Origin of the sequence: Pedococcus sp. KACC 23699, assembly GCF_045348425.1 — a bacterium.
Lineage (GTDB): Bacteria > Actinomycetota > Actinomycetes > Actinomycetales > Dermatophilaceae > Pedococcus.
Genome location: NZ_CP157483.1, coordinates 1,610,554 through 1,636,183 on the forward strand (window position 1 = coordinate 1,610,554; position 25,630 = coordinate 1,636,183).

27 protein-coding genes are annotated in these 25,630 nt (G+C 72.5%); 15 read left to right on the top strand and 12 right to left on the bottom strand.

Going from position 1 to position 25,630, the window contains the following annotated elements; genetic code table 11:
• Positions 1 to 18: 18 nt before the first annotated feature.
• Genes ABEG17_RS07495 through ABEG17_RS07510 form a run of 4 tightly spaced genes read left to right on the top strand, consistent with a single transcriptional unit; the run spans position 19 to position 4,912 of the window.
• On the top strand, positions 19 to 903 hold the full coding sequence (locus tag ABEG17_RS07495; RefSeq protein WP_406832655.1) for a carbohydrate ABC transporter permease: 885 nt from the start codon (positions 19 to 21) through the stop codon (positions 901 to 903).
• Entirely contained in the window at positions 903 to 2,405 is a 1,503-nt protein-coding gene (locus tag ABEG17_RS07500) for a mannitol dehydrogenase family protein (RefSeq protein ID WP_406832656.1), read from the top strand. Before ABEG17_RS07495 ends, ABEG17_RS07500 begins: the two co-directional genes overlap by 1 nt.
• A gap of 55 nt (positions 2,406 to 2,460) precedes the next feature.
• On the top strand, positions 2,461 to 3,501 hold the full coding sequence (locus tag ABEG17_RS07505; protein WP_406832657.1) for an NAD(P)-dependent alcohol dehydrogenase: 1,041 nt from the start codon (positions 2,461 to 2,463) through the stop codon (positions 3,499 to 3,501).
• The gene (locus tag ABEG17_RS07510; RefSeq protein WP_406832658.1) at positions 3,494 to 4,912 is read left to right on the top strand and encodes a xylulokinase; all 1,419 of its coding nucleotides are present in this window, start codon (positions 3,494 to 3,496) and stop codon (positions 4,910 to 4,912) included. Before ABEG17_RS07505 ends, ABEG17_RS07510 begins: the two co-directional genes overlap by 8 nt.
• On the opposite strand, the gene ABEG17_RS07515 is transcribed toward ABEG17_RS07510, so the two are convergent.
• Complete coding sequence (locus ABEG17_RS07515; RefSeq protein ID WP_406832659.1) at positions 4,876 to 6,153, bottom strand: MFS transporter; 1,278 nt, start codon at positions 6,151 to 6,153, stop codon at positions 4,876 to 4,878. The two genes, ABEG17_RS07510 and ABEG17_RS07515, sit on opposite strands and share 37 nt — an antisense overlap.
• 136 nt (positions 6,154 to 6,289) lie before the next feature.
• Here ABEG17_RS07515 and ABEG17_RS07520 point away from each other — a divergent pair, with 136 nt between their 5' ends.
• A complete protein-coding gene (locus ABEG17_RS07520; protein WP_406832660.1) occupies positions 6,290 to 6,745 on the top strand; it encodes a MarR family winged helix-turn-helix transcriptional regulator in 456 nt (151 codons plus the stop codon).
• Positions 6,746 to 6,800: 55 nt separating this feature from the next.
• Positions 6,801 to 7,289, top strand: coding sequence for a cupin domain-containing protein (locus tag ABEG17_RS07525; RefSeq protein ID WP_406832661.1), 489 nt, complete (start codon positions 6,801 to 6,803; stop codon positions 7,287 to 7,289).
• A gap of 46 nt (positions 7,290 to 7,335) precedes the next feature.
• Here the strand turns inward: ABEG17_RS07525 and ABEG17_RS07530 are convergent, their stop codons facing one another.
• On the bottom strand, positions 7,336 to 8,895 hold the full coding sequence (locus ABEG17_RS07530; RefSeq protein ID WP_406832662.1) for a PucR family transcriptional regulator: 1,560 nt from the start codon (positions 8,893 to 8,895) through the stop codon (positions 7,336 to 7,338).
• 103 nt (positions 8,896 to 8,998) lie between these two features.
• On the opposite strand from ABEG17_RS07530, the gene ABEG17_RS07535 reads away from it, so the two are divergent.
• The 4 genes from ABEG17_RS07535 to ABEG17_RS07550 all read left to right on the top strand — a co-directional run bounded on the left by ABEG17_RS07535 (position 8,999) and on the right by ABEG17_RS07550 (position 13,368).
• Entirely contained in the window at positions 8,999 to 10,276 is a 1,278-nt protein-coding gene (locus tag ABEG17_RS07535; protein ID WP_406832663.1) for an NAD(P)/FAD-dependent oxidoreductase, read from the top strand.
• A 184-nt stretch (positions 10,277 to 10,460) separates the two neighbouring features.
• On the top strand, positions 10,461 to 10,754 hold the full coding sequence (locus ABEG17_RS07540; protein ID WP_406833153.1) for a metal-sensitive transcriptional regulator: 294 nt from the start codon (positions 10,461 to 10,463) through the stop codon (positions 10,752 to 10,754).
• Positions 10,755 to 10,840: 86 nt separating this feature from the next.
• Positions 10,841 to 11,059 (top strand): heavy-metal-associated domain-containing protein, encoded by a 219-nt coding sequence (locus ABEG17_RS07545; RefSeq protein WP_406832664.1) that lies wholly within the window; start codon positions 10,841 to 10,843, stop codon positions 11,057 to 11,059.
• Positions 11,060 to 11,097: 38 nt separating this feature from the next.
• Entirely contained in the window at positions 11,098 to 13,368 is a 2,271-nt protein-coding gene (locus tag ABEG17_RS07550; protein WP_406833154.1) for a heavy metal translocating P-type ATPase, read from the top strand.
• 3 nt (positions 13,369 to 13,371) lie between these two features.
• Here the strand turns inward: ABEG17_RS07550 and ABEG17_RS07555 are convergent, their stop codons facing one another.
• The 3 genes from ABEG17_RS07555 to ABEG17_RS07565 form a co-directional block, all read right to left on the bottom strand.
• Positions 13,372 to 13,734 (bottom strand): TraR/DksA family transcriptional regulator, encoded by a 363-nt coding sequence (locus tag ABEG17_RS07555; RefSeq protein WP_406832665.1) that lies wholly within the window; start codon positions 13,732 to 13,734, stop codon positions 13,372 to 13,374.
• A gap of 64 nt (positions 13,735 to 13,798) precedes the next feature.
• Complete coding sequence (locus ABEG17_RS07560; protein ID WP_406832666.1) at positions 13,799 to 14,905, bottom strand: YbhN family protein; 1,107 nt, start codon at positions 14,903 to 14,905, stop codon at positions 13,799 to 13,801.
• 102 nt (positions 14,906 to 15,007) lie between these two features.
• The gene (locus ABEG17_RS07565; protein ID WP_406832667.1) at positions 15,008 to 15,385 is read right to left on the bottom strand and encodes a UBP-type zinc finger domain-containing protein; all 378 of its coding nucleotides are present in this window, start codon (positions 15,383 to 15,385) and stop codon (positions 15,008 to 15,010) included.
• 112 nt (positions 15,386 to 15,497) lie between these two features.
• Here ABEG17_RS07565 and ABEG17_RS07570 point away from each other — a divergent pair, with 112 nt between their 5' ends.
• The gene (locus ABEG17_RS07570; RefSeq protein WP_406832668.1) at positions 15,498 to 16,007 is read left to right on the top strand and encodes a DUF427 domain-containing protein; all 510 of its coding nucleotides are present in this window, start codon (positions 15,498 to 15,500) and stop codon (positions 16,005 to 16,007) included.
• 7 nt (positions 16,008 to 16,014) lie between these two features.
• Here ABEG17_RS07570 and ABEG17_RS07575 read toward each other — a convergent pair whose 3' ends face one another.
• Positions 16,015 to 16,935, bottom strand: coding sequence for a hypothetical protein (locus tag ABEG17_RS07575; protein WP_406832670.1), 921 nt, complete (start codon positions 16,933 to 16,935; stop codon positions 16,015 to 16,017).
• Between the two features lie 160 nt (positions 16,936 to 17,095).
• Between ABEG17_RS07575 and ABEG17_RS07580 the strand changes: the two genes are divergently transcribed.
• Positions 17,096 to 17,566: a VOC family protein gene (locus tag ABEG17_RS07580; RefSeq protein WP_406832671.1), complete on the top strand. Its 471-nt coding sequence runs from the start codon at positions 17,096 to 17,098 to the stop codon at positions 17,564 to 17,566.
• 72 nt (positions 17,567 to 17,638) lie between these two features.
• On the opposite strand, the gene ABEG17_RS07585 is transcribed toward ABEG17_RS07580, so the two are convergent.
• Positions 17,639 to 18,085, bottom strand: a complete 447-nt coding sequence (locus tag ABEG17_RS07585; RefSeq protein ID WP_406832672.1) for an SRPBCC family protein — start codon at positions 18,083 to 18,085, stop codon at positions 17,639 to 17,641.
• Positions 18,086 to 18,150: 65 nt separating this feature from the next.
• On the opposite strand from ABEG17_RS07585, the gene ABEG17_RS07590 reads away from it, so the two are divergent.
• Together ABEG17_RS07590 and ABEG17_RS07595 are read left to right on the top strand one after the other, a co-directional pair.
• Positions 18,151 to 19,173, top strand: coding sequence for a phosphotransferase family protein (locus tag ABEG17_RS07590; RefSeq protein ID WP_406832673.1), 1,023 nt, complete (start codon positions 18,151 to 18,153; stop codon positions 19,171 to 19,173).
• A gap of 166 nt (positions 19,174 to 19,339) precedes the next feature.
• The gene (locus ABEG17_RS07595) at positions 19,340 to 20,371 is read left to right on the top strand and encodes a GNAT family N-acetyltransferase (protein ID WP_406832674.1); all 1,032 of its coding nucleotides are present in this window, start codon (positions 19,340 to 19,342) and stop codon (positions 20,369 to 20,371) included.
• 34 nt (positions 20,372 to 20,405) lie between these two features.
• On the opposite strand, the gene ABEG17_RS07600 is transcribed toward ABEG17_RS07595, so the two are convergent.
• Genes ABEG17_RS07600 through ABEG17_RS07620 form a run of 5 tightly spaced genes read right to left on the bottom strand, consistent with a single transcriptional unit; the run spans position 20,406 to position 24,676 of the window.
• On the bottom strand, positions 20,406 to 21,314 hold the full coding sequence (locus ABEG17_RS07600) for an amidohydrolase family protein (RefSeq protein WP_406832675.1): 909 nt from the start codon (positions 21,312 to 21,314) through the stop codon (positions 20,406 to 20,408).
• A gap of 10 nt (positions 21,315 to 21,324) precedes the next feature.
• Positions 21,325 to 21,948, bottom strand: coding sequence for an isopentenyl-diphosphate Delta-isomerase (idi, locus tag ABEG17_RS07605; protein ID WP_406832676.1), 624 nt, complete (start codon positions 21,946 to 21,948; stop codon positions 21,325 to 21,327).
• On the bottom strand, positions 21,945 to 23,078 hold the full coding sequence (locus ABEG17_RS07610) for an NAD(P)/FAD-dependent oxidoreductase (RefSeq protein WP_406832677.1): 1,134 nt from the start codon (positions 23,076 to 23,078) through the stop codon (positions 21,945 to 21,947). The genes idi and ABEG17_RS07610 overlap by 4 nt, the downstream gene beginning before the upstream one ends.
• Positions 23,075 to 23,608, bottom strand: a complete 534-nt coding sequence (locus ABEG17_RS07615; protein WP_406832678.1) for an isoprenylcysteine carboxyl methyltransferase family protein — start codon at positions 23,606 to 23,608, stop codon at positions 23,075 to 23,077. The genes ABEG17_RS07610 and ABEG17_RS07615 overlap by 4 nt, the downstream gene beginning before the upstream one ends.
• Positions 23,609 to 23,611: 3 nt before the next feature.
• The gene (locus ABEG17_RS07620; protein ID WP_406832679.1) at positions 23,612 to 24,676 is read right to left on the bottom strand and encodes a type III polyketide synthase; all 1,065 of its coding nucleotides are present in this window, start codon (positions 24,674 to 24,676) and stop codon (positions 23,612 to 23,614) included.
• Positions 24,677 to 24,754: 78 nt separating this feature from the next.
• Between ABEG17_RS07620 and ABEG17_RS07625 the strand changes: the two genes are divergently transcribed.
• Positions 24,755 to 25,627: a UbiA family prenyltransferase gene (locus tag ABEG17_RS07625; RefSeq protein WP_406832680.1), complete on the top strand. Its 873-nt coding sequence runs from the start codon at positions 24,755 to 24,757 to the stop codon at positions 25,625 to 25,627.
• Positions 25,628 to 25,630 lie beyond the last annotated feature (3 nt).

Consider the following 25,630-nt stretch of genomic DNA (forward strand, 5'->3'; position numbering starts at 1 on the left):
TACTTCGCGGGGACCCCGATGAGCACCACGACCGACACGACCGCGGACACGACGTCTGAGGCACCGCGCCATACCGAGATCCGGCACGCGAAGCCACCCCGCTCCGGCATCCTCCTGTCCGGCGCCGCCTGGGTGGTCGGGTTCCTGTTCGTGCTCCCCGTGCTGTGGATGGTCCTCACCTCGTTCCACAACGAGAACGACGCCGCCAAGAACCCGCCGGACGTCTTCGCCCCGCTGTCCCTCGACGGCTACCGCACCTTCTTCGACGCGGGCCCCTGGCCGCCACTGCTCAACTCGCTGACGGCCAGCATCCTGTCCACGGCCCTCGTGCTCCTGCTCGCCTTCCCGGCGGCATACGCCCTGTCGATCCGACCGGTGAAGAAGTGGACGGACGTGCTGTTCTTCTTCCTCTCCACCAAGATGCTGCCGATCGTGGCGGGCATCCTGCCGCTCTACCTTTTCGCGCAGAAGGTCGGCCTGCTCGACAACATCTGGTGGCTGATCCTGCTGTACACCTCGATGAACCTGCCGATCGCGATCTGGATGCTGCGGTCGTTCCTCGCCGAGGTGCCGGTGGAGATGCTCGAGGCGGCGTCGGTGGACGGGGCGTCCCTCCCCCGGACGCTCAAGGACATCGTCGCGCCGGTCGTCATGCCGGGCATCGCGTCGGCGGCGTTGATCTGCTTCATCTTCAGCTGGAACGAGCTGCTCCTGGCCCGCGTGCTGACCAGCACCGTGGCGGGGACGGCACCGGTGTTCCTGACCGGGTTCGTCACCAGCCAGGGTCTGTTCCTCGCCAAGGTCTGCGCGGCGTCGTTCGTCGTGTCCCTGCCGGTGCTCGCCGCCGGGTTCGCCGCCCAGGACAAGCTGGTCCAGGGCCTGTCGATGGGAGCCGTCAAGTAATGGGCCCGAGCCCGATCCCCCTGTCCGACAAGACCCTCGACGAGCTGGACGCACGAGTGGCTCGCCCGACATACGACCGCTCGGCGGTGACCGCGGGCATCGTCCACTTTGGGGTGGGCGGGTTCCACCGCGCGCACCAGGCGATGTACCTCGACGCCCTGATGAACGACGGCGAGGCGCTCGACTGGGGTCTGTGCGGGGTCGGCGCCCTCCCCCACGACCGCCGGATCATCGACACGCTCAGGGCGCAGGACGGCCTCTACACGCTCGTCGTGAAGCACCCCGACGGGCGGCGCGAGCCTCGCGTCGTCGGGAGCATCGTCGAGCTGATGTTCGCCCCCGACGACCCGTTGGCCGTCGTCGACCGGCTCGTCGACGAGCGCACGCGCATCGTCTCGCTGACCATCACCGAGGGCGGCTACCTCGTCAACCAGGTGACGGGCGAGTTCGACGCGGACGACCCGTCCATCCAGGCGGACCTGGCGGACGGAGCCGTACCCGCAACGGTTTTCGGCTACATCACGGCCGCGCTGGCCCGCCGACGCAACGAGGGGCTGGAGCCCTTCACGGTGATGAGCTGCGACAACCTCCCCGACAACGGTGACGTCGCGAAGCAGATGATCTGCGCCTTCGCGCGGCTCAAGGACCCGGGCCTGGCGGACTGGATGGAGGAGCGAGTCGCCTTCCCCAACTGCATGGTCGACCGCATCACCCCGGTCACCGCACCCGAGGACATCGAGCGGTTGCGCCAGGAGTTCGGCCTCGAGGACGGCTGGCCGGTCGTCTGCGAGCCGTTCACCCAGTGGGCGCTCGAGGACCGGTTTGGACAAGGCCGCCCGCCGTTCGAGGACGCGGGCGTGCAGATGGTCGACGACGTCGTGCCGTACGAGCTGATGAAGCTGCGGCTGCTCAACGCCAGCCACCAGGCCTTGTGCTACCTCGGCCACCTCGCCGGATACCGCTACGCGCACGAGGTCTGCCAGGACCCGCTGTTCGCCAACTTCCTGCTCGCCTACATGGAACGCGAGGGCAGCCCGACGCTGCCACCGGTGCCCGACGTCGACCTCGACGCCTATCGCCGCGAGCTCGTCGCGCGCTTCGCCAACCCCGAGGTACGGGACACCCTGGCGAGGCTCTGCGCTGAGTCCTCCGACCGCATACCGAAGTGGCTCGTGCCGGTGATCCGCGCCAACCTGCGCGACGGTGGCGAGATCGACCGGTCCGCGCTCGTGGTGGCGTCCTGGGCGAGGTATGCCGAGGGGCGCGACGAGCACGGTGCGCCGATCGAGGTCGTGGACCGGCTCAAGGAACGCGTCATGGCTGCGGCGGCGAAGCAGGACCAGGACCCGCTGGCGTTCATCCGTGACCGGGACCTGTTCGGCGACCTCGCCGACGACGAGCGCTTCGCCGCTGCCTACACCGCTGCGCTCGAGCACTTGCACGACGTCGGCGCACGGGCAACGCTGGAGGCCCGTTCCGCCGACGACGCCCGGCCAGCCTGAGCCCCACCCGGACCGAACCGAGTCGGACCGACCCACCACCGATGGAGAACACCTGATGCGTGCTGCCGTCCTCAACCGTCCCGGCGAGGTCGAGGTGGTGCAGCGACCCGATCCCGCTCCTGCTGCGGACGAGGTGCTCGTGCGCGTCCACGCCGTCGGCGTGTGCGGGTCGGACACGCACTACTTCGACCACGGCCGGATCGGGCGGTTCGTCGTGGAGTCGCCCCTCGTTCTGGGTCACGAGACGTCCGGTGTCGTCGAGGCGGTCGGCGCCGACGTCGACCCGGCACGCGTGGGACAGCGTGTCTCGCTCGAGCCGGGGGTCCCGTGCCGGGCCTGCGAGCAGTGCCTCGCCGGCCGCTACAACCTGTGCCCCGACATGGTGTTCCACGCGACCCCGCCGGTGGACGGGTCGCTCGCCGAGCTCGTGGCGATCCACCACGCGTTCGCCCACCCCGTCCCCGACAGCGTCAGCGACGAGGCCGCGGCCCTCCTCGAACCGCTCTCCGTCGGCGTCTGGGCCTGCCGCAAGGGTGGCGTCGGCCCCGGTTCGCGCGTGCTCGTCACCGGAGCCGGCCCGATCGGCCTGGTGTGCGTCCAGGTCGCCAAGGCGTCGGGCGCGAGCGAGATCGTCGTCGCCGACCTCAACCCCGACCGCCTCTCCGTCGCCACCGAGCTCGGTGCGACGCGCACCATCACCTCGGGCTCGGAGTCGATCGCCGACGGGTATGCCGCGGGGCCGGCTCCCGAGGTCCTCCTCGAGTGCTCGGGCCACCCCGGCGCCACGGCGGACGGCATCCGTGCGCTGGCGCCTGCCGGTCGGGCCGTCCTCGTGGGCATGGGCGGCGACGAGATCAGCCTCCCGCTGTCGACGATCCAGGAGCGCGAGCTCGTCGTCACGGGCACCTTCCGCTACGCCGGCACCTGGCCGACCGCCATCGCCCTCGCCGCCTCGGGTCAGGTCGACCTCGAACGCCTCGTCACGGGACGGTTCTCGTTGGAGGACACCGCCGCCGCGCTCACGGCTGCCCGCGAGACCGCCGGTGCGATCAAGTCCGTCATCGACCCGCGGCCGACGGGTGGCTCACGTGGCTGACTCCGAGCGCACCCTCGTCGCGGGTGTCGACTCCTCGACCCAGTCCACGAAGGTCGTCGTCTGCGACGCGGCGACCGGCGAGATCGTTCGATCCGGTCGGGCGCCGCACCCCGACGGGACGGCGGTCCACCCCGGCCGGTGGTGGGAGGCGTTCACCACGGCCACGGCCGACGGACTGCTCAAGGGTGTCTCGGCCATCTCCGTGGGCGGCCAGCAGCACGGCATGTGTGCGCTCGACGAGTCGGGCGAGGTCATCCGGGACGCGTTGCTGTGGAACGACACCCGTTCCGCGCAGGCAGCCCGTGACCTCACCGACGAGCTGGGCGGACCGCAGGAGTGGGTGCGTCGCACCGGTCTGGCGCTCGTGCCCAGCTTCACCGTGACCAAGGTGCGGTGGCTGGCCGACCACGAACCCGAGAACGCCGCCCGGGTCCACGACGTGGTGCTTCCCCACGACTGGCTGACGGCCCAGATCCTCAAGCAGGGCAACGGTTTCGAGCGCTACACCACCGACCGGGGCGACGCCTCGGGCACGGGGTACTTCTCCAGCACCTCGGACACCTACCTCCCCGACCTCCAGGAGCTCGCCCTCGGACGCGAGTTCGGGGTGCCGGAGGTGCTGGGACCGCACGAGGTCGCCGGACGGACCGACAGCGGCATGGTCGTCGGGCCAGGCACGGGCGACAACGCCGGCGCAGCCCTCGGGCTGGGCCTGCGCCCCGGGGACGTCGTCGTGTCGCTCGGGACCAGCGGTGCCGTGTTCGCCGACGCCGACCAGCCCGTGGCCGACCCGGGCGGCCTCATCGCGTCCTTCGCGAGTGCGTCCGGTGGCCACCTGCCGCTCATGGCGACCCTCAACGCCGCCCGGGTCCTCACCGCGGCCGCGCAGCTCCTCGACACCGACCTGGACGGCCTGGACCAGCTGGCCCTCGCTGCCGAACCCGGCGCCGGCGGCCTGACGCTGCTGCCGTACCTCGACGGCGAGCGCAGCCCGAGCCTGCCCGACGCCACCGGCACACTGGGCGGCCTGACCCGGTCGAACGCCACCCCCGAGAACCTCGCCCGGGCCGCGGTCGAGGGGATGCTCGCCAACCTCGTGGCCGGGGTCTCCGACGTCCGACGCCTGGGCCTCCCCGTCGAGCGGGTGCTGCTCATCGGCGGGGCCTCGGCCTCACGGGCCGTGCGGGCCATCGCGCCGTCGCTCTTCGGCGTGCCCGTCGCGATCCCGGCACCGGGTGAGTACGTGGGCCTCGGCGCGGCTCGCCAGGCAGCCTGGGTGCTCGCCGGCGACGACACACCCCCGTCGTGGACGGTGACGGTCGAGGAGACCCTCGACCCTCCCGCCGACGACGAGGGTGCCGCAGTGCTCCAGCGTTATGCCGCGCTGTTGGCGACGGTGCACGGCGCCTGAGCGCCCGCGTCGACGCCCTGCGCCCCGACACGCGCTGTCCCGACACCCTCTGTCCCGACACCCTCGGCGGCACCCTCGACGGCGCGGGCTCGGCGGTTGCGCCGGACCAGCTGCTCGGCCAGCACGAGGACGAGCAGGGCTCCGAGGCTGAGGGCCGCACCGTCCCACAGGGTCGAGGCGTAGCCGAGCCCCGCGGTGATGGTCACGCCACCCAACCAGGCGCCGGCAGCGTTGCCGACGTTGAAGGCAGCGATGTTGGCGCCGCTGGCCAGGGTCGGTGCGGACCCGGCATACGACATGATCCGCATCTGCAGGCCCGGCACGGTGGCGAACCCGAACGTCCCCATCAGCACCAGGCTGACCACGGCCATCACCGGTGAGGCCGCGGTCAGGGCGAAGACCCCCATCACCACGGTCAGGGCCGCCAGCACCACGGTGAGGGTGACCGGCACCGACCGGTCGGCCGCCCGGCCACCAGCCCAGTTGCCGGCGAACAGCCCGAGCCCGAACAGGACCAGGAGCCACGGGACGGTCGAGGAGGCGAAACCGCTGACCTGGGTGAGCGTGTAGGCGATGTAGGTGAAGGCGCCGAACATCCCCCCGAACCCGAGGACCGTCACGAGCAGCGAGAGCCAGACCTGGCCGGAGCGGAACGCGCCGAGCTCCGAGCGCAGACCCGGCTCGTCGGCCGAGACCGGCTGGGAGGGTACGAGGGTCGCCATGCCGACCAGCGCGACGACCCCGATGACGGTGATGGCCCAGAAGGTCGAGCGCCAGCCGAGCTGCTGGCCCAGCAGGGTGCCGAGGGGCACGCCGAGGACGTTGGCCGTGGTGAGCCCGGCGAACATCATCGCGATCGCGCCGGCCTTCTTGTCGGGGGCGACGAGCCCGGCTGCGACGACCGCGCCGATGCCGAAGAAGGCGCCGTGGGTCAGCGCGGCGAGGATGCGCCCCAGGAGCATGACCTCGTAGCTGCCGGCCAGCGCGGAGACGAGGTTGCCGGCGATGAACAGCACCATGAGAGCGGTGAGCACGTGCTTGCGGTTGAACCGCGTCACGGCGGCGGTGAGGCCGATGGCGCCGACCGCGACCGACAGGGCGTAGCCGGAGATGAGCCAGCCGGCGGTGGCTTCGTTCACGGCGAAGTCGGCGGCCACCTCAGGCAGCAACCCGGCGATGACGAACTCGGTGAGTCCGATCCCGAAGCCGCCGAGGGCCAGGGCAAGGAGGGCGATGGGCATGGGGAGGGGTCCTTAGGTCAGGGGTCTGATGTGTTCTGATGGGTCGCACGCCGGTATGCAGCGTGTGCAACTACCCGCGTGGTTCACAAGTTAGTTGCACACGCGCGTTATTGCAAAAGCGGGTTATGATCGGGGCATGGGAATCGCTGACGACGCCGTGGAGATCCGGGCGCAGGGCTGGCGCACGCTGGCCGCCCTGCACGGTCACATCGAGGGCGCTCTCGAACGTGAGCTGACCACCGGGCACGGCCTGTCGGTCGTGGAGTTCACCGTGCTCGACGCGCTGTCCCGCCAGGACGGCTGGCACATGCGGATGTCGCAGCTCGCCCGCGCAGCGGCGCTGTCCAACAGCGCCACCACCCGGCTCGTCAACCGCTTGGAGGACCGCGGCCTGATCACCCGGATCCTGTGCGCCGACGACCGGCGGGGCATCTACACCGAGCTGACCCCCACCGGTTCGGCGCTGCTCGACCAGGCGCGCCCGACCCACGACCGCGTCCTCGAAGAAGCCTTGGACTCGGCCGCCGAGGTCCCCGAGCTGTCCCCTCTGGTCGAGTCCCTGCACCGCCTCCCGAGCCCCACCCCGGCCTGAGCCCAGCCGGTCGCCAGGCCTCACCCGCAGCCCGCGGGCGGGCAGAATGGCGGCCATGAGCTATCCGCCCCCGCTCTACGACGGCGACACCGGCGAGGTCAGCGCCTGGCTCCTGCCAGCAGGCTCGGAGCCGGACGTGGTCTACCCCAACGGCAACAAGGTCCGCTACCTCGCCACCGGGGAGTCGACCGGGCGCACCTACGGGCTCTACCACTGGGAGTTCGCCGGACCGCCGAGTGGACCGGACGCGCACTTCCACCGGACGCTCACCGAGTCGTTCTACGTCCTGGCCGGCGAGGTCAGCATCTACGACGGGACCCGCTGGAACACGACGCGGCCGGGCGACTTCGTCCACGTGCCGGCCGGCGGTCTGCACGGGTTCCGCAACGAGTCGGGACCCGCGTCCATGCTGCTGCACTTCGCCCCCGGCGCTCCTCGCGAGGCCTACTTCGAGGGACTGGCCAGGGTGGCCGCCGGCGAGACGATGACCGATGCCGAGCGGGACGAGTTCATGCGCCACCACGACAACCACTGGGTCGACTGACCCCCCGACCGACCCCGGGTTCGGGGGCGAAGGAGTGACCTCCGCGTCACTCTCGCGCCCCCGAACCCACGCTCGTCGGCAGGAGTGCCGCCAGCTGCAGGCGCAGGGCGAGCCGGACCAGGGGGTCCTCGAGATCGAGGCCGGCGAGGTCGGCGATGCGGTTCATCCGGTAGCGCATCGTGTTGGGGTGCACGTGGATCGCGCGGGCCGCGCGACCGGGGGCGCCGGGGTGGTCCAACCACGCCGCCAGCGTGAGGAGGTGGTCGCTGCCGTGCTCACGGTCGTGCGCCGCCACCACCACCAACGGCCCGAGGACGTCCTCTCCACGCAACGACTCGGCGGCTCGGGCCACGGTCACCTGCGCCCAGACGTCCTCGTGGACCACCGAGGCGGTGGCCAGGTCCGTCGCGGGAGTCAGGACACGTTCGACCTCGAGCGCCTCGGCCTTGGAGCGCTCCAGGTCACCCACCACGTATGCCGTGCGGCCGGCGCGCGCGGTCAGCTCGAGGGACTCGCCGCGGGCCCGCTCGATGACCGAGGTGAGCCAGCCCCACGTCCCCGGTGCGGGGTCCTCGCTGTCGCGCACCACGGCATACGCCCGACCGTCGAGGTCGGCGAGCAGGGGCTGGTTCCACGCGTGCCGGCGCGAGACCGACTCCCAGAGGTCGAGCAAGCGGGCCGCGCCACCCTCCCCGCCGAGGCAGACCACGCGCCAGGGGCCAGCGGGCAGCCACCCGTCCGCCCCGGCGGTGCTGCCCGACAGGACGCCCCGCAGGCGGTCTGCAGCGACGCGACGCGAGAGGTCGGCCTGCGCGCGCAGGCGCAGGAGGTGCAGCGCGACGACCGAGGACGTCTGGACCAGCTCGGCGACGAGGTCGGCCGGCGGGCGCTCCTCGACGACGGCCCAGATCGAACCCAGCCACTCGCCGCCCGCCCGGACTGGGACCACGAGGCGGGGCAGGGTCCCGTTGGGGTCGGCGGGCACGAAGACCGGTTCGCTGGAACGGGCGAGGCGCCGGAACACTCCTCGCGCGCGCAGGCTGGCGAGGACCTCGTCGGGCACCCGCCGGCCGACGATGGTCGAGACGCGGGCCGGGTCGGTCATGTCCTGGCGGGAGGAGTACGCGAGGACGCGGGACTGCGCGTCCTCGATCGTCACGGGGGCGTCGACCAGGGCAGCCGCGGCGTCGGCGAGCGCGAAGAGGTCGTCCTGCACCGGGGCGTCGCCGCGCCGGTCGCCCATCGAGGTCGACGCGCGGTCGATGACACCGCGCAGCAGCCACACGACGTGCGCCCAGGAAGCCTGTTCGGCCAGCCCGACCAGGGCCAGGCCGTCGCGGCGAGCGCGGTCCCGCACCTGGCGACGACCGGCGAGGGTGCGACGCAGGACCAGGCCCCCGGCGCCGGCGGCCGCCGCGGCCTGCACGAGCGCCACCGCGGCATCGGTCGTCTCGATCCCCACCCCGAGCACCAGGTCGCCCGGCTGCCCGACGACGCCGTGGGCAGGCTCGGCGATGGTGAGGTCGTCCACCTCACCGGCCGAGGGGTCGGCGCCGAGGGTGAGGAGGCCGGCCAGGGTAGCGGTGAGGTCGACGACGCTGAGCACGCCACCACTGTCCCACGCCTTTGTGTCGACAGCACAAGACCAGCCACTTGATCTGTGCCATCGGCCCAGTGCGAGGCAGGTGTGGCGGCGGGACGATCGATCCATGGCTACCTCTCGCCCCGTCACTGCTGCCGGTCTCCCCGTCCCCCAGCGCGTCGCCGTCGTCGGCGCCGGCATGGTGGGCCTGTCCACCGCCTGGTTCCTCCAGGAGCAGGGCGTGGAGGTGACCGTCCTCGACCGCGAGGGGGTCGCCGCCGGCTCGTCCTGGGGCAACGCCGGGTGGCTGACGCCGGGCATCGCGACGCCGCTGCCCGAGCCGGCCGTCCTCAAGTACGGGATCCGGGCGGTGCTGTCGCCGTCCTCGCCGGTCTACGTGCCGCCGAGCGCCGACCCCAAGTTCCTCAAGTTCGTCACCGGGTTCACGAAGAACTCGACGATGAAGGCGTGGAAGAAGGCCATGGGCTCGCTCGTGCCCGTCAACGACCTGTCGCTCGAGAGCTTCGACCTGCTCAAGGCCGGCGGCGTCCGGGCCGACACCCGGGAGGCGAAGTCGTTCCTCGCGTCCTACCGCACCGAGGCCGAGCGGGTCACCCTGCTCGAGGAGATCGAGCACATCCACGCAGCCGGCCAGGCCATCGAGTTCGAGGCCCTCACCGGCGACCAGGCCCGCGCGATCGAGCCGAGCCTGTCCGACGAGATCGGCGCAGCCATCCTGCTCAAGGGCCAGCGCTTCGTCGACCCGGGTTCCTACGTCCACGCCCTGGCCGACTCGGTCAAGGAGCGCGGCGGCAAGATCCTCGACGCCGCCACGGTGTCCGACATCCGTGACACCGGCAACGGGGTCGTCATCACCACCGCCGAGGGCTCCGTCGAGGAGTTCGACGCGGCCGTCCTCGCGACCGGCGCCTGGCTCGGCAAGCTCGCTCGCAAGTTCGGCGTCAAGAAGGTCGTCCAGGCCGGGCGCGGCTACTCCTTCTCGGTCGAGATCGACCACGTCCCCAACGGCCCGGTCTACTTCCCGGCCCAGCGCGTCGCCTGCACGCCGATCGGCGACCGCCTTCGCGTCGCGGGGATGATGGAGTTCCGCAAGCCCGAGGCCGCCCTCGACCAGCGCCGCATCCAGGCCATCGCCGAGGCCGCCCGACCGCTGCTGCGCGGCGCCAACCTCGACGACCGCAAGGACGAGTGGGTCGGCTCGCGCCCCTGCACCGTCGACGGCCTGCCGCTGATCGGCGCCACGAAGAGCCCGCGCGTGTTCGCCGCCGGTGGCCACGGCATGTGGGGCATCACCCTCGGCCCGGTCACCGGTCGCCTCCTGGCGCAGGCCATGGTCACCGGCAAGCAGGTCGACCAGCTCCGCCCGTTCGACCCCATGCGCTGAGTTCCAGCCACGCACCACCCCACGCTCCAGCAAAACGCCGGTTGCGCGGCATACCTCGGGTTGTTGTCCCGCGGTTTGCCGCGCAACCGGCGTTTTGTCGTGTCGGGACCGGGGGCACGGGGTTCACGGGAGTTCCGCACCACTCGTCCGAAATACCATAGGGGGGTATGGTGTTCCCATGAGCATGAGCGACGTGCAGCCCGGCTACCACTCCGAGAAGGCCAACCACCTCAAGCGGCTGCGCCGGGTCGAGGGACAGGTCCGGGGCCTGCAGCGGATGGTCGAGGAGGACCAGTACTGCATCGACATCCTCACCCAGGTGTCGGCAGCCACCAAGGCGCTGCAGTCGTTCTCGCTCGAGCTGCTCGAGGAGCACCTGTCGCACTGCGTCGTCGATGCCGCCAGGAAGGGCGGCCCCGAAGCACAGGAGAAGGTGCGCGAGGCGTCCGACGCCATCGCCCGCCTGGTCCGCTCCTGACTCCACCCGCCTCGTCCGTTCCTGACCCACCCGGCAGCAGCCAAGTCACAGTCCCACCCCCTGATCCCGATCCCGAGGAGAACCCCATGAGCACCCAGACCTTCGACGTCGTCGGCATGACCTGCGGCCACTGCGCCAGCGCCGTCACCGAGGAACTCAAGGCCCTCGACGGTGTCAGCGACGTGCAGGTCGACCTCGTCGCCGGCGGCACCTCGGCCGTCACCGTCGCGGCCGACCGCGAGCTCACCCCGGCTGAGGTGACGTCCGCGCTCGACGAGGCGGGCGACTACAGCCTGGCCAGGTGAGCGACGTGACGAGCGACGTGGAGCTCGTCATCGGTGGCATGACCTGCGCGTCCTGCGCGACCCGGATCGAGAAGAAGCTCAACAAGATCGACGGCGTCACCGCGACGGTCAACTACAGCACCGAGAAGGCGAAGGTCACCTTCCCCGACGGCGTCACCGCCGCCGACCTCGTGGCCACCGTCGAGAAGACCGGGTACACCGCCGAGCTGCCGCCGGAGCCGGAGGTCGGCCGTGACGGTGATGACACCGCACACGCCGAGCTCGATCCCACCGCGGCACTGCGGCAGCGCCTCCTCGTGTCGGTCCTGCTCGCCGTGCCCGTCATCGCCATGGCGATGGTGCCCGCGTTGCAGTTCCGCTACTGGCAGTGGGCGTCCCTGACGCTCGCCGCCCCCGTCGTCGTCTGGGGCGGGCTGCCCTTCCACCGCGCGGCCTGGACCAACCTTCGGCACGGCCAGACCACGATGGACACGCTGGTGTCTGTGGGGACGATCGCGGCGTTCGGGTGGTCCCTGTACGCCCTGTTCTTCGGGACCGCGGGCGAGATGGGGATGACGCACCCCTTCCAGTTCACCATCGAACGCACCGACGGCGCCGGCAACATCTACCTCGAGGCAGCAGCAGGCGTGACCGCGTTCCTGCTCGCCGGGAGGTATGCCGAGGCCCGCGCCAAGCGTCGCTCCGGCGCCGCTCTGCGCGCCCTGCTGGAGATGGGCGCCAAGGAGGTCTCGGTGCTGCGCGGCGAGGGTGCCGGCGCGACCGAGGTGCGGGTGCCGGTGTCGGAGCTGGTCGTCGGGACGCGGTTCGTCGTGCGGCCCGGCGAGAAGGTGGCCACCGACGGTGAGGTCGAGGACGGCACCTCGGCGGTCGACGCCTCGATGGTCACCGGGGAGTCCGTGCCCGTCGAGGTCGGCCCCGGCAGCCAGGTCGTGGGCGCAACCGTCAACGCCGGTGGCCGGCTCGTCGTCCGCGCCACGCGGGTCGGCGCCGACACCCAGCTGGCCCAGATGGCGCGCCTCGTCGAGGACGCGCAGAACGGCAAGGCGCAGGTCCAACGGCTCGCCGACCGCGTGTCCGGGGTCTTCGTGCCCGTGGTCATCGTGCTGGCGGTCGCGACGCTCGCGTTCTGGGTCGCGATCGGCGCGGGGTGGACCGCAGCATTCACCGCCGCCGTCGCCGTCCTCATCATCGCCTGCCCCTGTGCCCTCGGGCTGGCGACACCGACCGCGCTCATGGTCGGCACCGGACGGGGTGCGCAGCTCGGCATCCTCATCAAGGGACCCGAGGTGCTGGAGTCCACCCGCCGCGTCGACACCGTGGTGCTCGACAAGACGGGCACCGTGACCACCGGCCGCATGACGCTCGAGCAGGTCGTCCCTGCGACTGGTGAGGACGCCGCCGAGGTGCTGCGCCTGGCCGGGGCGCTGGAGGACGCTTCCGAGCACCCGGTGGCGCGCGCCGTGGCCGCGGCGGCCCGCACCGCACCGGCCCGCACCGCACCGTCAAGCACCGCACCGGCCAGCAGCGCCGTCGGCCCCGGTGGGGCCGATGCCGGAGCCTTGCCGGTCGTCGAGGACTTCACCAACGAGCAGGGCCTCGGGGTACGCGGCCAGGTCGAGGGCAAGGTCGTCCTCGTGGGCCGCCCCGCCCTGCTGGCCGACTGGTCGGTCAGCGTGCCGGACGAGCTCACCGTAGCGATGACCGCAGCCCACTCACGAGGCGCGACCGCGGTCGTCGTCGCGTGGGACGGTCGCGCTCGCGGGGTCGTCACGGTCGCCGACACCGTCAAGGAGGGCTCGGCCGAGGCTGTCGCCGAGCTGCGCCGGCTCGGGCTCACGCCGGTGCTGCTCACCGGCGACAACGAGGGCGCTGCGCGGCACGTCGCAGACCTCGTCGGCATCGACGAGGTCCATGCGGAGGTCCTTCCGCAGGACAAGGTCGACGTCGTCAAGGGCCTGCAGGACCAGGGTCGGGTCGTGGCGATGGTCGGTGACGGCGTCAACGACGCGGCCGCCCTGGCCCAGGCCGACCTCGGACTCGCGATGGGCACCGGCACCGACGTGGCGATCGAGGCCAGCGACCTGACCCTCGTTCGCGGCGACCTGCGGGTGGCGGCCGACGCGATCCGCCTGGCCCGACGGACGCTCGGGACGATCCGCGGCAACCTGTTCTGGGCGTTCGCCTACAACGTCGCCGCGATCCCGCTGGCGGCTGCCGGACTGCTGAGCCCGATGCTCGCCGGCGGTGCGATGGCGCTGTCGTCGGTGTTCGTCGTGACCAACAGCCTGCGGCTGCGCACCTTCCGCTGACCGTCAGCGGGGGCGCGCGGCGTGGGTGACGCAGGTGCGGGCCGTGGGCCTCGCCTCCAGGCGGGCGTCAGGTATGGCGTCGCCGCAGACCTCGCAGACGCCATACGTGCCGTCGAGGAGCCGTCCCTCCGCAGCGGTGACCTCACGCAGGTGGGCCACCGCGGAGGCGGCGAGCGCGCTGGTCTGGGCCCGTTCGAAGGCGATGGTCGCGCCCTCGGGGTCGTGCTCGTCGTCGGCGTTCGACCCCTCGGATGCCTCGACGATGAGGGCGACATCGGCTTCGAGGTCACCCAGCCGCACCAGGGTCGCCGCCCGGTCGGCCGCCAGCAGCTCGCGGGCCAGGGCATCACGCGCCGGGGACGTCATCGCCCCAGCCTAGGAACGCCGACGGACATCCGCCGTTCGGCACCCTGCCCACCGTCGGCCAGGGTCAGGCCGCGAGCGGACGGCGGGTCAGCGACCAGGCCAGCATCGACAGTCCGCCGACCGGGATCTCCATGCCGAACGTGAAGGCCCGGTAGAGCAGGACCCCGGCGGCCGACATCGTCGGGTCAACCCCGAGTGCCACTAGCACGCCGGTCATGCCGACCTCGACGACGCCCGTGGCTCCCGGCGTGATGACGACCATCGACAGGATCCGCTCGACGGCGAACGCCGCCAGCACCACCGACGGGTTCACGAGCTCACCCAGAACCCGCAGCGACAGCCACAGCAACCCTGCCTGGAGGACCGCATACGCGATCTTGCCGAACGCCATCCGCCACCACCCCGCGGCGACGAGCGCCGCACTGTCCCGGCGGAACGCTGCTGCCCGGACGGCATACCCCTGCTCGGGCGGGCGCAGGACCCGGACGCGAGCGCACAGGCGGTCGGCCCACCGCCCGAGGAAGGTCACCGCGCGGTCGTCCCGCGCGAGCAGCCACAGGGCGACGACGATGCCGGTGAGCAGGCCCAGCCCCACGTATGCCGCGGTGTTCACCGCTCCGCCGGCCTCCACCCCGGCGGCGGCGAGCCACAGGAAGGCGACTCCGGGGAGGGCGAGCTTGAGGGCGGTGTCGCAGAGGTTGGTCAGCAGGGCCCAGCGCGCGAAGGCCGGGGAGGCGAAGCCCCAGGACCGTGCCATCCGCCAGTTCGCGACGGTGCCGGCGGCGCCGCCGAGCGGGAGGAGGTTGGAGACGAAGCTGCCCGTGAGGTTGAGCAGCAGGGCTCGACGGTGCGACAGGCCGGGGAGCGCTGCGGTCAGCGCCGGGGTGTGGACCCAGAGCCCGGCCAGCCAGACGACCGCCAGCAGTGCGAGGTGAGCCACCGAGAGCGAGGCGAGCGCATGGGCGATGTCGACCCACTGCGCCCCGGCCACCCGGGGGAGCGCGAGCGCGAGGATCCCGGTGGCGAGGGCGCCGGAGACGAGCAGCTTGGCGGCCCTCCTCCCGCCGCGTCCGCCCCCCGGCGCGCGGCGGGCGGGCTGCGCCCACGCGGTCGAGAACCGCAGCGATGCGGTCGTCGCCGGCGGCGGGAGCAGTCCGGGGTGGAGGGCCATGACTGGACTGTGACGGTCCGCCGGGCCTCACCACATCGGTGGTCCTACCCAGATCGACCCCCACCGTGACCCACCGCGCTCAGGGTCGACCCTGAGCGGGGGTCAGTGCACGTGCTCGGCCCAGTCCGCGGGGACGGCCCCGGCGGGACCGGGCACCGGCTGGTCGAGCGGGTGGTGCTGCGGATCGGCCAGGGCCGGTCCGGTGAAGCCCCGCTCGGACCTGAAGTCCCAGAACCAGTCCTCCCCCGGTTCGAACGACCGGATGACCGGGTGGCCGGTCTGCTCGAAGTGATGGCTGGCGTGCTGGCTGGGCGAGCTGTCGCAGCAACCGATGTGGCCACACCCGGCGCAGCGGCGCAGGTGCACCCACCACCCGCCCGACGCCAGGCACTCGACGCACCCCGTCCCGCTCGGCGCCACGCTCGGGTCGATGCCCTCTGCTGGATCGGGCTGGCTGGTTCCCTCGGCTGACGGTGTCACGGTCGACCTCCTGGCTGGGCGGACCCCTCGGCGAGGACCGGCACCCATCACGCTACTGCCCCGGGCCGATGGTCACCGCGCGACGACGCGAGCGACGAATTAGCGTGGTGCCATGCGCCTGCGGAACGGTCACCCGAAGCCCGACCCGATCGGTCCCGGGCAGGAGTCCGTCTGGGACTACCCGCGTCCGCCGCGCGTGGAGCCGTCGTCGGACTCGGTCGAGGTGTGGGTCGGTGGCGAGCGCATCGCCCTGGCCACCCGTTCGTGGCGGGTGCTCGAGACCAGCCACCCCCCGACCTACTACCTGCCGCGAGACGCGTTCGTCACGGGTTCGTTGCAGCCGGCCGATGGGGCGTCGTACTGCGAGTGGAAGGGTATGGCGTCCTACCTGGACCTCCGCGGGGGCGGCCTGGTGGCGGCCCGGGCCGGGTGGTTCTATCCCGAGCCGACGCCGGGGTTCGAGGTGATCGCCGATGCCGTGGCCGTGATGCCGGGCGCGGTCGACCGGTGCGTCGTCAACGACGAGGTGGTGCGTCCGCAGGAGGGCGGCTTCTACGGCGGCTGGATCACCGACCGCGTCGTGGGTCCGTTCAAGGGCCAACCGGGCAGCTGGGGCTGGTGAGTGCCGCTCAGTCGTCGGTGGCGGACCGCAGCCGGTCCAGCTCCGCCTGAGCAGTACGGCGCGCCGCCTCCGCCGCCTTGCGCGTGCGCACCGCATCGGTCACGGCCTCCAGGGCGCGTTCGTCGGCCTCGCGGGCCTTGGCCAGCTGGCGTTCGACGACGCCGATGCGGTCGCGGGTGTCGTCGGCGTGCTCACGCGCCGCGGCGACGAGAGCCTCGGCCTTCGCATGGGCTGCGGTGGCGGCCTCGAGCTCGGCCTCTGCACGCTGGAGCCGCTCGGCGGCAGTGGCCCCGGAGTCGTCGGACGGTTCCGCGGTGTCATTGGATGCCGACGCTCCTGAGGACACACCGTCGCGCACCACCGAGAGGATCGAGCCGGAGGATGTCCGGACGACCGCCTCGGAGAGGTCGACCTCGCCGAACCCGCTGTAGGACAACGCCCTCGTGAGCTGTCCCGACGTCACCGCGGCGGACGCCTCCTCGTCGGCGAGCGCGGCGGTGACCGTGCCCCGGACGTCGTCCTGCGCCGCGGCCGAGAGCGTCCGTCCGGCATCTCCCACCATGGCCGTGGCCGCGCCGACGACGGCGGCAACCACCCGGTCACGCTCGGGCCGCAACGACGTCAGGGTGGCGGTGTCGAGACGGGCCTGGGCGCCGCGCATCCGCACCCCGAGGTCGACGAGCTCCCTGACGAGGTCGGGGTCCTGGCGGGCGAGGAGGTTCACCGCCCACGCAGCCGTGCTCGGTTTGCGCAGCGCACCGATCGCCTTCGCGCCGGCGGCATCCCCGTCCGCCTTGGCCGCCGCGGCGAGCTCCTTGCGGACGGCCATGAAGTCGGCCGGGCTCGCCCCGTACACCGCTCGCAGGGCCTCCGCGAGGTGCGTGGAGACGTCCGGCGTGAGGCCGTCGGGGTGGTGCGAGTCGGGCACACGGTGACGCTACGGCATACCGGTCCTGGCGCGTCGGGGACCGAGCTGACCCAGCGCCACCTCGGGCGCGCAGGACCTCGGACCGATGACTTCCGGCGCCCCTGGCGGTCCAATGGGCAGGGAGCGGGCACCCGGCCCGCCCGGACACCAGGAGCTCGCCATGCCTCGTACGTACCCGTGCCTGTGGTTCGACACCGATGCCCAGCCAGCCGCTGAGTTCTACACCTCGCTCTTCCCGAACTCCAAGATCACCACCGTCTCGCACTACCCGAAGGGCTCGGGTGACCGCGAGGGCCAGGTGCTCACCGTGGCGTTCGAGCTCGACGGGGCGCCCTACCTCGCCCTCAACGGCGGACCGCAGTTCACCTTCGACGAGGCCATCTCGATCACCATCGACGTCAAGGACCAGGCAGAGCTCGACCACTACTGGGACGCCTTGGTCGCCGACGGCGGCCAGGAGAGCATGTGCGGCTGGCTCAAGGACAAGTTCGGGCTGTCGTGGCAGGTCGTGCCGGAGCACTGGGACGAGATCGCCACCGGCGATCCCGACCGCGCCGCCAGGGTGTTCGCCGCGATGATGACGATGAAGCGCCTCGACATCGCCGCCCTCGAGGCCGCCGGCAACAGCTGAGCCGCTGGGCCTGGTGTGTCAGGCAGCGGGGGTGTCAGGCGGGGGTGTCAGGCGGGGTGTCAGGCGGGGGTGTCAGGCGGCGCCGGTGCGCCCCGGAGCCAGCTCGCGGGTGATCCCCTCGACCGTCTCGTCGCCGAGCTTCTCGAAGACCCGCTGCATGAGGGGCTCGGCCAGCTTGGCGATGCCGTTGAAGACGATGTGCGCGTGGTAGGTCACCTTCGAGCCGGCACCGTCGGGCTTCACGGTGATGTCGTCGGTGGACGTCGCGGTCTTGTTGGTCCCGCGCAGGACGACGTGGTCGGGCTCGAGCGTGGTGAGCACGTAGTCGAGCTCGGTCTCACGGCCCAGCACCTTGGAGGTGTTCTTCCAGGTCGAGCCCACCTGCACCGGTCCGCTACCCACCCGGTCGCAGCGCACGGTGCCCGGGTCCCAGGCAACGGCGTTGGAGAAGTCGCTGAGGTAGGCCACGACCTCGTGGGGCGGGCGGGGGACGGAGAACTCGCGGATGACATCGACCATTCCTCGACGCTAACCCGGTTGAAACCCCGGTGCCCTGTCGAAGCACCGCGGCTACCGTGTCGCGGATGGACCCGAGCGCCGGCTTCCCGACCCTGGCCGCAAGGATCGCCGCCGGCTTCGGCGTCGACGTGGCACTGGTCGAGGCCGTCGACCACGGGGCGGATCCGCGCGCCGACCTCGTGCACGTGGTGGCCACCGACGGCCGCGAGTACGCAGCCAAGTCCAGCATCGGGCCGCAGCCCGGTCTCGCTGTGGCGGCACTCCTCGCCCGTCACAGGGTGCCCGGCGTGCCGGGACCGGTGCCCGCTCGGGACGGTGGCCTCACCGCGGGCGCCGACGGTGACCGGACCCGGCTCAGCCTCGTGCCGTGGGTGCGCGGCCGCCGGGTGCTCGACACCGGTATGGCGCCGGGCGAGTGGATGCGCTTGGGCGCGCTCCTCGGGCGCGTTCACACCACCTCCACGAACGGGTCCGAGCTTTCGGCGGTCCCGGTCGAGACCCATGACCCGACGGCCGTGGTCGAGCAGGCACAGGCGCTCGGGGTCGTGGTCGAGCACGCGGTGAGGGCGTCGGTGGACGACCCGGTCGCCGTCGAGGCCGCTGCGCTGTGGGAGGCACATGGACCGCGGCTCCTGGCTGTCGCCGACAGGGCCGCGCAGCTCGCGAGCTCCTGCGCCTGGGCGGAGGCATCCTTCGTCCTGTGCCACGGGGACCCCCACCACGGGAACCTCCTCGTCGACGAGTCCGGCGAGGTCCACCTCATCGACTGGGACGACGCGGTCGTCGCACCCAGGGAGTCGGACCTGATGTTCGTCGTCGGCGGGGTCTTCTCGCACTCGCCCATCACCGACGACCAGGTGCGGTGGTTCTTCGACGGTTATGCGCCGCTGACGGGGATCGGACTCGACCACCTCGACCATGACCTGCTGACCTACCTGCGCAGCGTGCGTGCCCTCGTCGACGTCCTCGACCTGCTGGCCGCCGCGCTGGCCGTCTCCGACCACCCGCCAGGCGACCGGCGCGAGGCCCTGCACTACGCCCGAGGAACACTCGGCCCGAACGGGCTCGTCGACCTGGCGCTGGCCTGAGCCGCCCACCTTGGCCCCGCGCCGAGCCGCCACCACAACTGGCGCCACGCCAGAACTGTTGGCGGACCGTGCGATTCGGCCACCAGACGTGCCACCTCGCCATTCGTGGCGGTGGCGTAGGTGGTGCACTCACCGCGCGCGGTCGTCGCTCTGGGACGATGGACCGGTGAACCCCCTCGACCCGCTCGCTGACCTCCCCGCCCACTGGTCGACCCGGGTCCCTACCGCGCAGGACGTCGACGCCCTGGTGCGGCTCGTCGCCCGTCACCACGAGGCCACCCGTGGCTCGAGCTCGGTCGACGCGACCACCGTCCGCCTCGAGGTCACCGGACACGCGTCATGGACCCGCCGCCAGCTGCTGGTCGCCGACGCCCGGGGTGAGGTACGGGCTTGGGTGCGCGTCCACGACCGCGCCGCCGGTCGGACGGTGGTCGACCTCACCGTCGACTCGGCCGTGCCGGAGCGCCACGACGTCGCCGGTGTGCTCTTCGCCTGGTCCGAGGCGACCGCGCTCGAGATCGCCGGGCAACGCGGGCTCGACGGCACGCAGCTCGACTCCGGCCGACACGTCGGCGACGAGGACCAAGCCCGCTGGCTGGCCGCCGCGGCATACACGAAGGTGCGCACCTGGCTGCAGATGTCACGGCCGGTGGCGCACGCAGAGGCCGGCCCCGGCGTGCTCGCCGGACCGAAGCCCGGTGTGGTCGTGCGGCGGGTCGCCACGCACGAGAACGGCCTGCCCGTGGCCGGGGACCTGCAGACGGTGCACCAGATGCTCGAGGAGTCGTTCGCCGACCACTTCAACTCCTACCGGGAGAGCTTCCCGGAGTTCGTCGCGCGGTTGCGTGAGGACCCCGGCCACCGGTGGGACCACTGGTGGATCGCCGAGGTCGAGACCGACGGGGTCGTGCTGCCGGGCGGCGCGATCGTCGGCTCGGTGCTGTCAGCTGATGCCTCGGGGGTCGAGGGCAGCTACATCGACTACATCGGGGTGCACCGGCGGGCGCGCGGCCGGGGAGTGGCCAAGGCCCTGCTGCACACCGTGATCCGTGACGCCGCCGAGCGCGGCCGCAACCGCGTGAACCTCGAGGTGGACGCCGACTCCCCCACCGGCGCCGACGGCCTCTACGTCTCGATGGGGTGGGAGACGAAGTACCGCACCGAGTCCTGGCACCGGGACGTCACCCTGGACCGCTGAGCCGACGGGCGCGGCCGTCAGGCGGTGCGACCCATCAGGCGGTGAGCCCCATCAGGCGGGCGCCGTTGTGCCACAGCACCTTGCGCATCCACGCCTCGCCGAAGCCCAGGCGGTGCAACGCCTCGAGCTGGTGGGCGTAGGCGTACGGGATCTGCGGGAAGTCCGAACCCAGCACGACCTTGTCGCCCAGGGCCGCCAGCCTCGGCAGGTAGTCCTCGGGCAGCGGGGCGAACCGGTTGGTGAAGTCGGTGCCGACCATCGTCGTGTCGAGGTGCACCCGGTCGTAGGACTCGGCCAGCTCGGCGAACGCGTGGTACTCCGACATGCCCAGGTGCGCGATGACCAGGACGAGGTCGGGGTGTCGGTGCAGCAGCTCGGTGACGGCTGCCGGCCCGGTGAACTCCCCTGCCAGTGGGGCGGATCCGGCGTGCAGCACCACGGGCACACCCGCATCGGCGAGCACCGCCCAGGCATCGTCGAGCAACGGGTCGAGCGGGCTGAACCGTCCGACCTGTACGTGCACCTTGAACAGCCGCGCCCCGGAGGCGAGCGCCGACAGCACGACGTCGGCCGCACCGGGCTCGGGGAAGAAGGTCGCACTGTGGACGGCGTCCGGCACCCGTGCCGAGAACTGCGTGCCCCACTCGTTGAGCCAACGCGCCATACCGGGCTTGTGCGCGTAGTTCAGCGCGGGGATCCCTTTGAGCCCCAACGTGCGGAGCATCTCAAGACGCCCGCCCTCGTCCTGCCTGTATGTGATCGGCCACGGCGTGCCGTAGTGATCCTCGGCGTGGTCGAAGTAGTCCCAGACCTTGCGCAGCATCGGCTCTGGCATGAAGTGCACGTGGATGTCAGCCAGACCGGGCAGGCCGAGCGACCGCCAGTAGGCGGGGACGTCCTCGTCGCGCGTGGGGGCCTTCGTCGGGCCTGGAACCGTGGTCACGGCCCCCACGCTAACGAGCGGCGGGCGGCAGCAGCTCGGGGTCCCCTGCGGGCCAGCGACCGGGCTGGGGTCCGAGACCTTCGAGCAGCCGCAGCTGCTGGGCGCACCACGGTGACACGACGCGCAGACCGAACCGCACCTCCTCGCACACCTCGCTCCACGGCACCCAGGTGGCCTCGTGCACCTCGCTCGCATCGAGGCGCAACCGCTCCCCGGGAGCGAGCCACGCGACATACACGGGGCACAGCTCGTGCTCGACGACGCCGCCCATCTGGGCCCGGTAGCCGAAGCCGGGGAGGACGAGCCGTACGCCGGTCACGGACACCCCGAGCTCAAGCTCGGCCCGACGCCGGACCGCGTCGGCGAGGTCCTCGCCGGGCGCGGGATGGCCGCACACCGAGTTGGTCCAGATGCCGGGGAAGGTGGCCTTGTCGAGCGCGCGGCGGGTGAGGAGCAGGTGGCCGTCGCTGCCGAAGACGTAGGCGGAGAAGGCGAGGTGCAGCGGTGTGTCGGCGGTGTGCACGGTCGCCTTGGGCGCCGTGCCGATCGCGTTGCCGGCGTCGTCGAGCAGCACGACCAGCTCCTCCGGCATGGACGCGGCTGCGCCGGATCCATGGGCCTGGCCGGAGCTCACCGCACCCTGCCCAGCTCGTGCACCGCAGCGGCGAACACCGGCCGCAGCGCGGCAGCGGCCGGCACGATCGCCCTCCTGGACCAGCCGGGCCGGGTGGCCTGCACGAGTCCCTGCGTGAGGAGGGTGTAGCGCCAGCTCGCGCGGCGCCAACCCCGTTCGTATGCCTGCGGATTCCCGTCCGCGATCGCCGCAACCGCCTCGGCGCCCTGGGCGATCCCGAGGGCGATCCCCTCCCCGGTGAGGGCGTCGACGTAACCACTCGCGTCGCCGACGAGGAGCACTCGACCGGCGACCCGGCGACGAGACCGCTGCCGCAGCGGCCCGGCACCGCGCAGGTCGCTGCCGTGGCCCACGGGGGCGTCCAGCCGCTCACGGAGGTCAGGGAACTGCTCGAGGAGGGCGTCGTACCCAGCTCGGCTGCGCGTCAGCACCGCCACCCCCACGAGGTCGGGCGCGACCGGAGTGACGTAGGCCTCGGCCGTCGGACCCCAGTGCACCTCGACGTGGTCGGACCAGGGGGCGGTGGCGTAGTGGCGCCGCAAGCCGTACCGCGCCACCCCGCGCGCGGGGACGTCCAGCCCCAGGACCCGCCTCACCGGGGAGTGCAGTCCGTCGGCGGCGAGGACGTATCGCGCCCGCACCGGCGGTCCCGGGCGTCGCCCCTGCTCGTGGGTCAGCACCGTGACGCCCCGGTCGTCCTGGGTCAGGTCGGCGGCCGCCAGGGGCAGCACCGCGACCGCGGCCGACGTCACCGCGTCGGCGAGGGCGGCGTGCAGCGTGGTGCGACGCACGCCCCTTCCCTCACCGTCACGGAAGGCCGCCTGGGCGCTGGTCCCACCGCCCAGGTAGCGGATCCCGTTGAGCGGCAGTCCTTCCGGGTCGACGCCGAGACGCGCGAGTGCTGCCACTGCTCCAGGCATCAGCCCCTCGCCGCAGGCCTTGTCGATGGGGCCGTCACGCGGCTCGAGGACGACGACGGACAGACCTCGGCTGGCCGCGGCGAGGGCGGCGGCGAGCCCCACCGGACCCCCTCCGACGACCGCCACGTCGACCGCACCGCCCGTCCCGGCCGCCCCTGCGGTCGCCGCGGTCTCGGCGACGGGGAGATCGGCTCCGGCGCCGGAAGTCATGGCGCGTCCACGCGTTCGTCGAGGCCCGCCAGCGCACGCTCCTCGGCGCGCAGCCGCACCGTGAGCAGCGCCGCGTTGGCCACGGTGAAGACGACCGCGGTCACCCACGCGGTGTGCACCAGGGGCAGCGCGACCCCCTCCACCACGACGGCGACGTAGTTGGGGTGGGAGAAGAACCGGTACGGGCCGCCGGTCACCCGGCCGGCGCCGGGCACCACGATGACGCGGGTGTTCCACTGGTGGCCGAGGGTGCGGATGCACCACCAGCGCAGCGCCTGGCAGGCGAGGACAACCACGAGCATCGACCACCCGAGGGTCGGGTGGAACGGCCGGTCGGCGACGAGCACCTCGACCACCGCTCCGACGAGAAGTGCGGTGTGCAGCACCACCATGACGGGGTAGTGGCCGAACCCGGTCTCGCGCCCACCGCGGGCGAACGCCCAGGCTGCGTTGCGCTTGGAGACGACGAGCTCGGCGAGGCGCTCGACCCCCACGGCGAGGACGAGGGCGACGTAGAGGCTCACCGACACCGGTCAGGCCTCCGCGGCACGGAGCAGGACCATCTCGAGGCAGAACCCCGGCCCCATAGCCATCAGCATCCCGTGGGTGCCGGGGGGCGGCGGCCGGTCGCGCAGGGTGTCGGCGAGCACGTGCAGCACCGACGCCGACGACAGGTTGCCGATGCGCGAGAGGCTGTCCCACGTCATGCCCAGCGCGTGCCGGTCGACCTCGAGCGCGTCCTGCATCGCCTCGAGGACCTTGGGACCGCCGGGGTGCGCGACCCACCAGGCGATGTCCTCGCGCGTCAGCCCGTGGTCGGCGAGGAACCCGTCCACGTCGGCGCGCAGGTTGTCGCGCACCAGGCCGGGCACCTCGACGCCGAGGACGATGCGCAGGCCGCTCGCGCCGACGTCCCACCCCATGGCGCGCTCGGTGTCGGCATACATCCGGCTGCGAGTGGCGAGCGCACGCGGTCCTGAGGCGAGGGGGTGCTCGGCCCCGACCATGACCACGGCGGCGGCGCCGTCCCCGAAGAGTCCGCTGGCCACGAGGTTGGCCATCGAGGTGTCGTCGCGCTGCACGGTGAGGCTGCACAGCTCGGTCGACACGAGCACGGCGACCTCGCCCGGGTGGCCGAGCAGGTAGTCGTGGACGCGGGCGACGCCGGCCGCGCCGGCGACGCACCCCAACCCGACGAGCGGCACGCGCTTGACGTCCTCGCGCAGGCCGATGCGGGCGGCGATCCGCGCCTCGACCGACGGGACAGCCAGCCCGGTGATCGTGGCGGACACCACGAGGTCCACGTCGCGGACACCGAGCCCCGCGGCGACCAGCGCTTCCTCGACCGCCTTGGCACCGAGCTCGACCGCCACGCGGACGAACTCGTCGTTGGAGGCGCCGAAGTCCTTGAGCTCGGGGTACCGCTCCAGCGGGAGCGCCAGGTGCCGGAAGTCGACTCCGGCATTGCCGTGGACCCGTTGCAGCAGTGGGAGATTCGGCTTGTGGGGAGCGAGCACCTCGGCGAAGACCTCGGTGACCTCGCGCTGGGTGTAACGGTTCCCGGGGAGGGTGCCGCGGACGGCGAGGAGGTGGCTCACCTCCACAGCCTAGGCAGGGGCGGCCCGGAAGCGCCGCACTCCCGCCGCCAGAGTCCGTCAGCCGCCTACGCTGCGGGTATGGGTGAGGGCACCGACGGGGCGCAGGCACCCCCCACGTCTGGTCCCGGCGCCGGTCGGGGCGTCCGCGGACGTCGCGTGGCTGCGCTGCTCGCTGCGGCGCACCCCGCGCCCGCCGCCGCGGTCACCGTCCTCACCGCGCTGCTCGCCGTCGCCGCCGGCCACACCCTGGGCTCTGGCGCCCTCGTCGTGGGAGCCGTCGCCAGTGGGCAGCTCGGCATCGGCTGGTCCAACGACCTCATCGACTCCGACCGCGACCGCCGCGTCGGCCGCACCGACAAGCCCGTCGCCACCGGCGCCGTGGCCGAACGCACCGTCCGGGTCGCCACGGCTCTCTCCCTGGTGGTCTGCGTGGTCCTGTCGCTCGCCTGCGGCTGGCGGTCGGGGCTGGTCCACCTCGGGCTGGGCGTGGCCTCGGGGTGGGCCTACAACCTCGGCCTCAAGCGCACGCCCTGGTCCGCCCTCCCGTATGCCGTCGCCTTCGGAGCGTTGCCGGCCGTCGTCAGCCTCGCGTTGCCCACCCGCGCCTGGCCACCGGTGTGGATGATGGTGACCGGGGCGATCCTCGGCGTCGGCGCCCACCTCCTCAACGCCCTGCCCGACCTCGCGGACGACGAGGCGACCGGCGTGCACGGGCTCCCCCAGCGACTCGGCGCCCACACGGTCCGGGTGGTCGCCCCGCTGGTGCTGCTCGCCGGTTCGGCCGTCGCCGTGCTGGGTCCGCCCGGTCCGGTGCCCCTGTCGGCGGCGGTGGCCGGTGGCCTCTGCGTCGCCCTGGCCGCGGTCGCCGTGGGTGGTCGCGGTCGGGTCCCGTTCCTCGCCTCGATCGCCATCGCCCTGGTCGACGTCGTCAGCCTGGTCCTGCGCGCCTGACCG

Bases quoted from the DNA above. Each gene is read 5' to 3' on its own strand.
- ABEG17_RS07495 (WP_406832655.1), top strand. From the start codon at position 19: ATGAGCACCACGACCGACACGACCGCGGACACGACGTCTGAGGCACCG.
- ABEG17_RS07500 (WP_406832656.1), top strand. From the start codon at position 903: ATGGGCCCGAGCCCGATCCCCCTGTCCGACAAGACCCTCGACGAGCTG.
- ABEG17_RS07505 (WP_406832657.1), top strand. From the start codon at position 2,461: ATGCGTGCTGCCGTCCTCAACCGTCCCGGCGAGGTCGAGGTGGTGCAG.
- ABEG17_RS07515 (WP_406832659.1), bottom strand. From the start codon at position 6,153: ATGCCCATCGCCCTCCTTGCCCTGGCCCTCGGCGGCTTCGGGATCGGA.
- ABEG17_RS07520 (WP_406832660.1), top strand. From the start codon at position 6,290: ATGGGAATCGCTGACGACGCCGTGGAGATCCGGGCGCAGGGCTGGCGC.
- ABEG17_RS07525 (WP_406832661.1), top strand. From the start codon at position 6,801: ATGAGCTATCCGCCCCCGCTCTACGACGGCGACACCGGCGAGGTCAGC.
- ABEG17_RS07535 (WP_406832663.1), top strand. From the start codon at position 8,999: ATGGCTACCTCTCGCCCCGTCACTGCTGCCGGTCTCCCCGTCCCCCAG.
- ABEG17_RS07540 (WP_406833153.1), top strand. From the start codon at position 10,461: ATGAGCGACGTGCAGCCCGGCTACCACTCCGAGAAGGCCAACCACCTC.
- ABEG17_RS07545 (WP_406832664.1), top strand. From the start codon at position 10,841: ATGAGCACCCAGACCTTCGACGTCGTCGGCATGACCTGCGGCCACTGC.
- ABEG17_RS07550 (WP_406833154.1), top strand. From the start codon at position 11,098: ATGACCTGCGCGTCCTGCGCGACCCGGATCGAGAAGAAGCTCAACAAG.
- ABEG17_RS07555 (WP_406832665.1), bottom strand. From the start codon at position 13,734: ATGACGTCCCCGGCGCGTGATGCCCTGGCCCGCGAGCTGCTGGCGGCC.
- ABEG17_RS07560 (WP_406832666.1), bottom strand. From the start codon at position 14,905: ATGGCCCTCCACCCCGGACTGCTCCCGCCGCCGGCGACGACCGCATCG.
- ABEG17_RS07570 (WP_406832668.1), top strand. From the start codon at position 15,498: ATGCGCCTGCGGAACGGTCACCCGAAGCCCGACCCGATCGGTCCCGGG.
- ABEG17_RS07580 (WP_406832671.1), top strand. From the start codon at position 17,096: ATGCCTCGTACGTACCCGTGCCTGTGGTTCGACACCGATGCCCAGCCA.
- ABEG17_RS07585 (WP_406832672.1), bottom strand. From the start codon at position 18,085: ATGGTCGATGTCATCCGCGAGTTCTCCGTCCCCCGCCCGCCCCACGAG.
- ABEG17_RS07590 (WP_406832673.1), top strand. From the start codon at position 18,151: ATGGACCCGAGCGCCGGCTTCCCGACCCTGGCCGCAAGGATCGCCGCC.
- ABEG17_RS07610 (WP_406832677.1), bottom strand. From the start codon at position 23,078: ATGACTTCCGGCGCCGGAGCCGATCTCCCCGTCGCCGAGACCGCGGCG.
- ABEG17_RS07625 (WP_406832680.1), top strand. From the start codon at position 24,755: ATGGGTGAGGGCACCGACGGGGCGCAGGCACCCCCCACGTCTGGTCCC.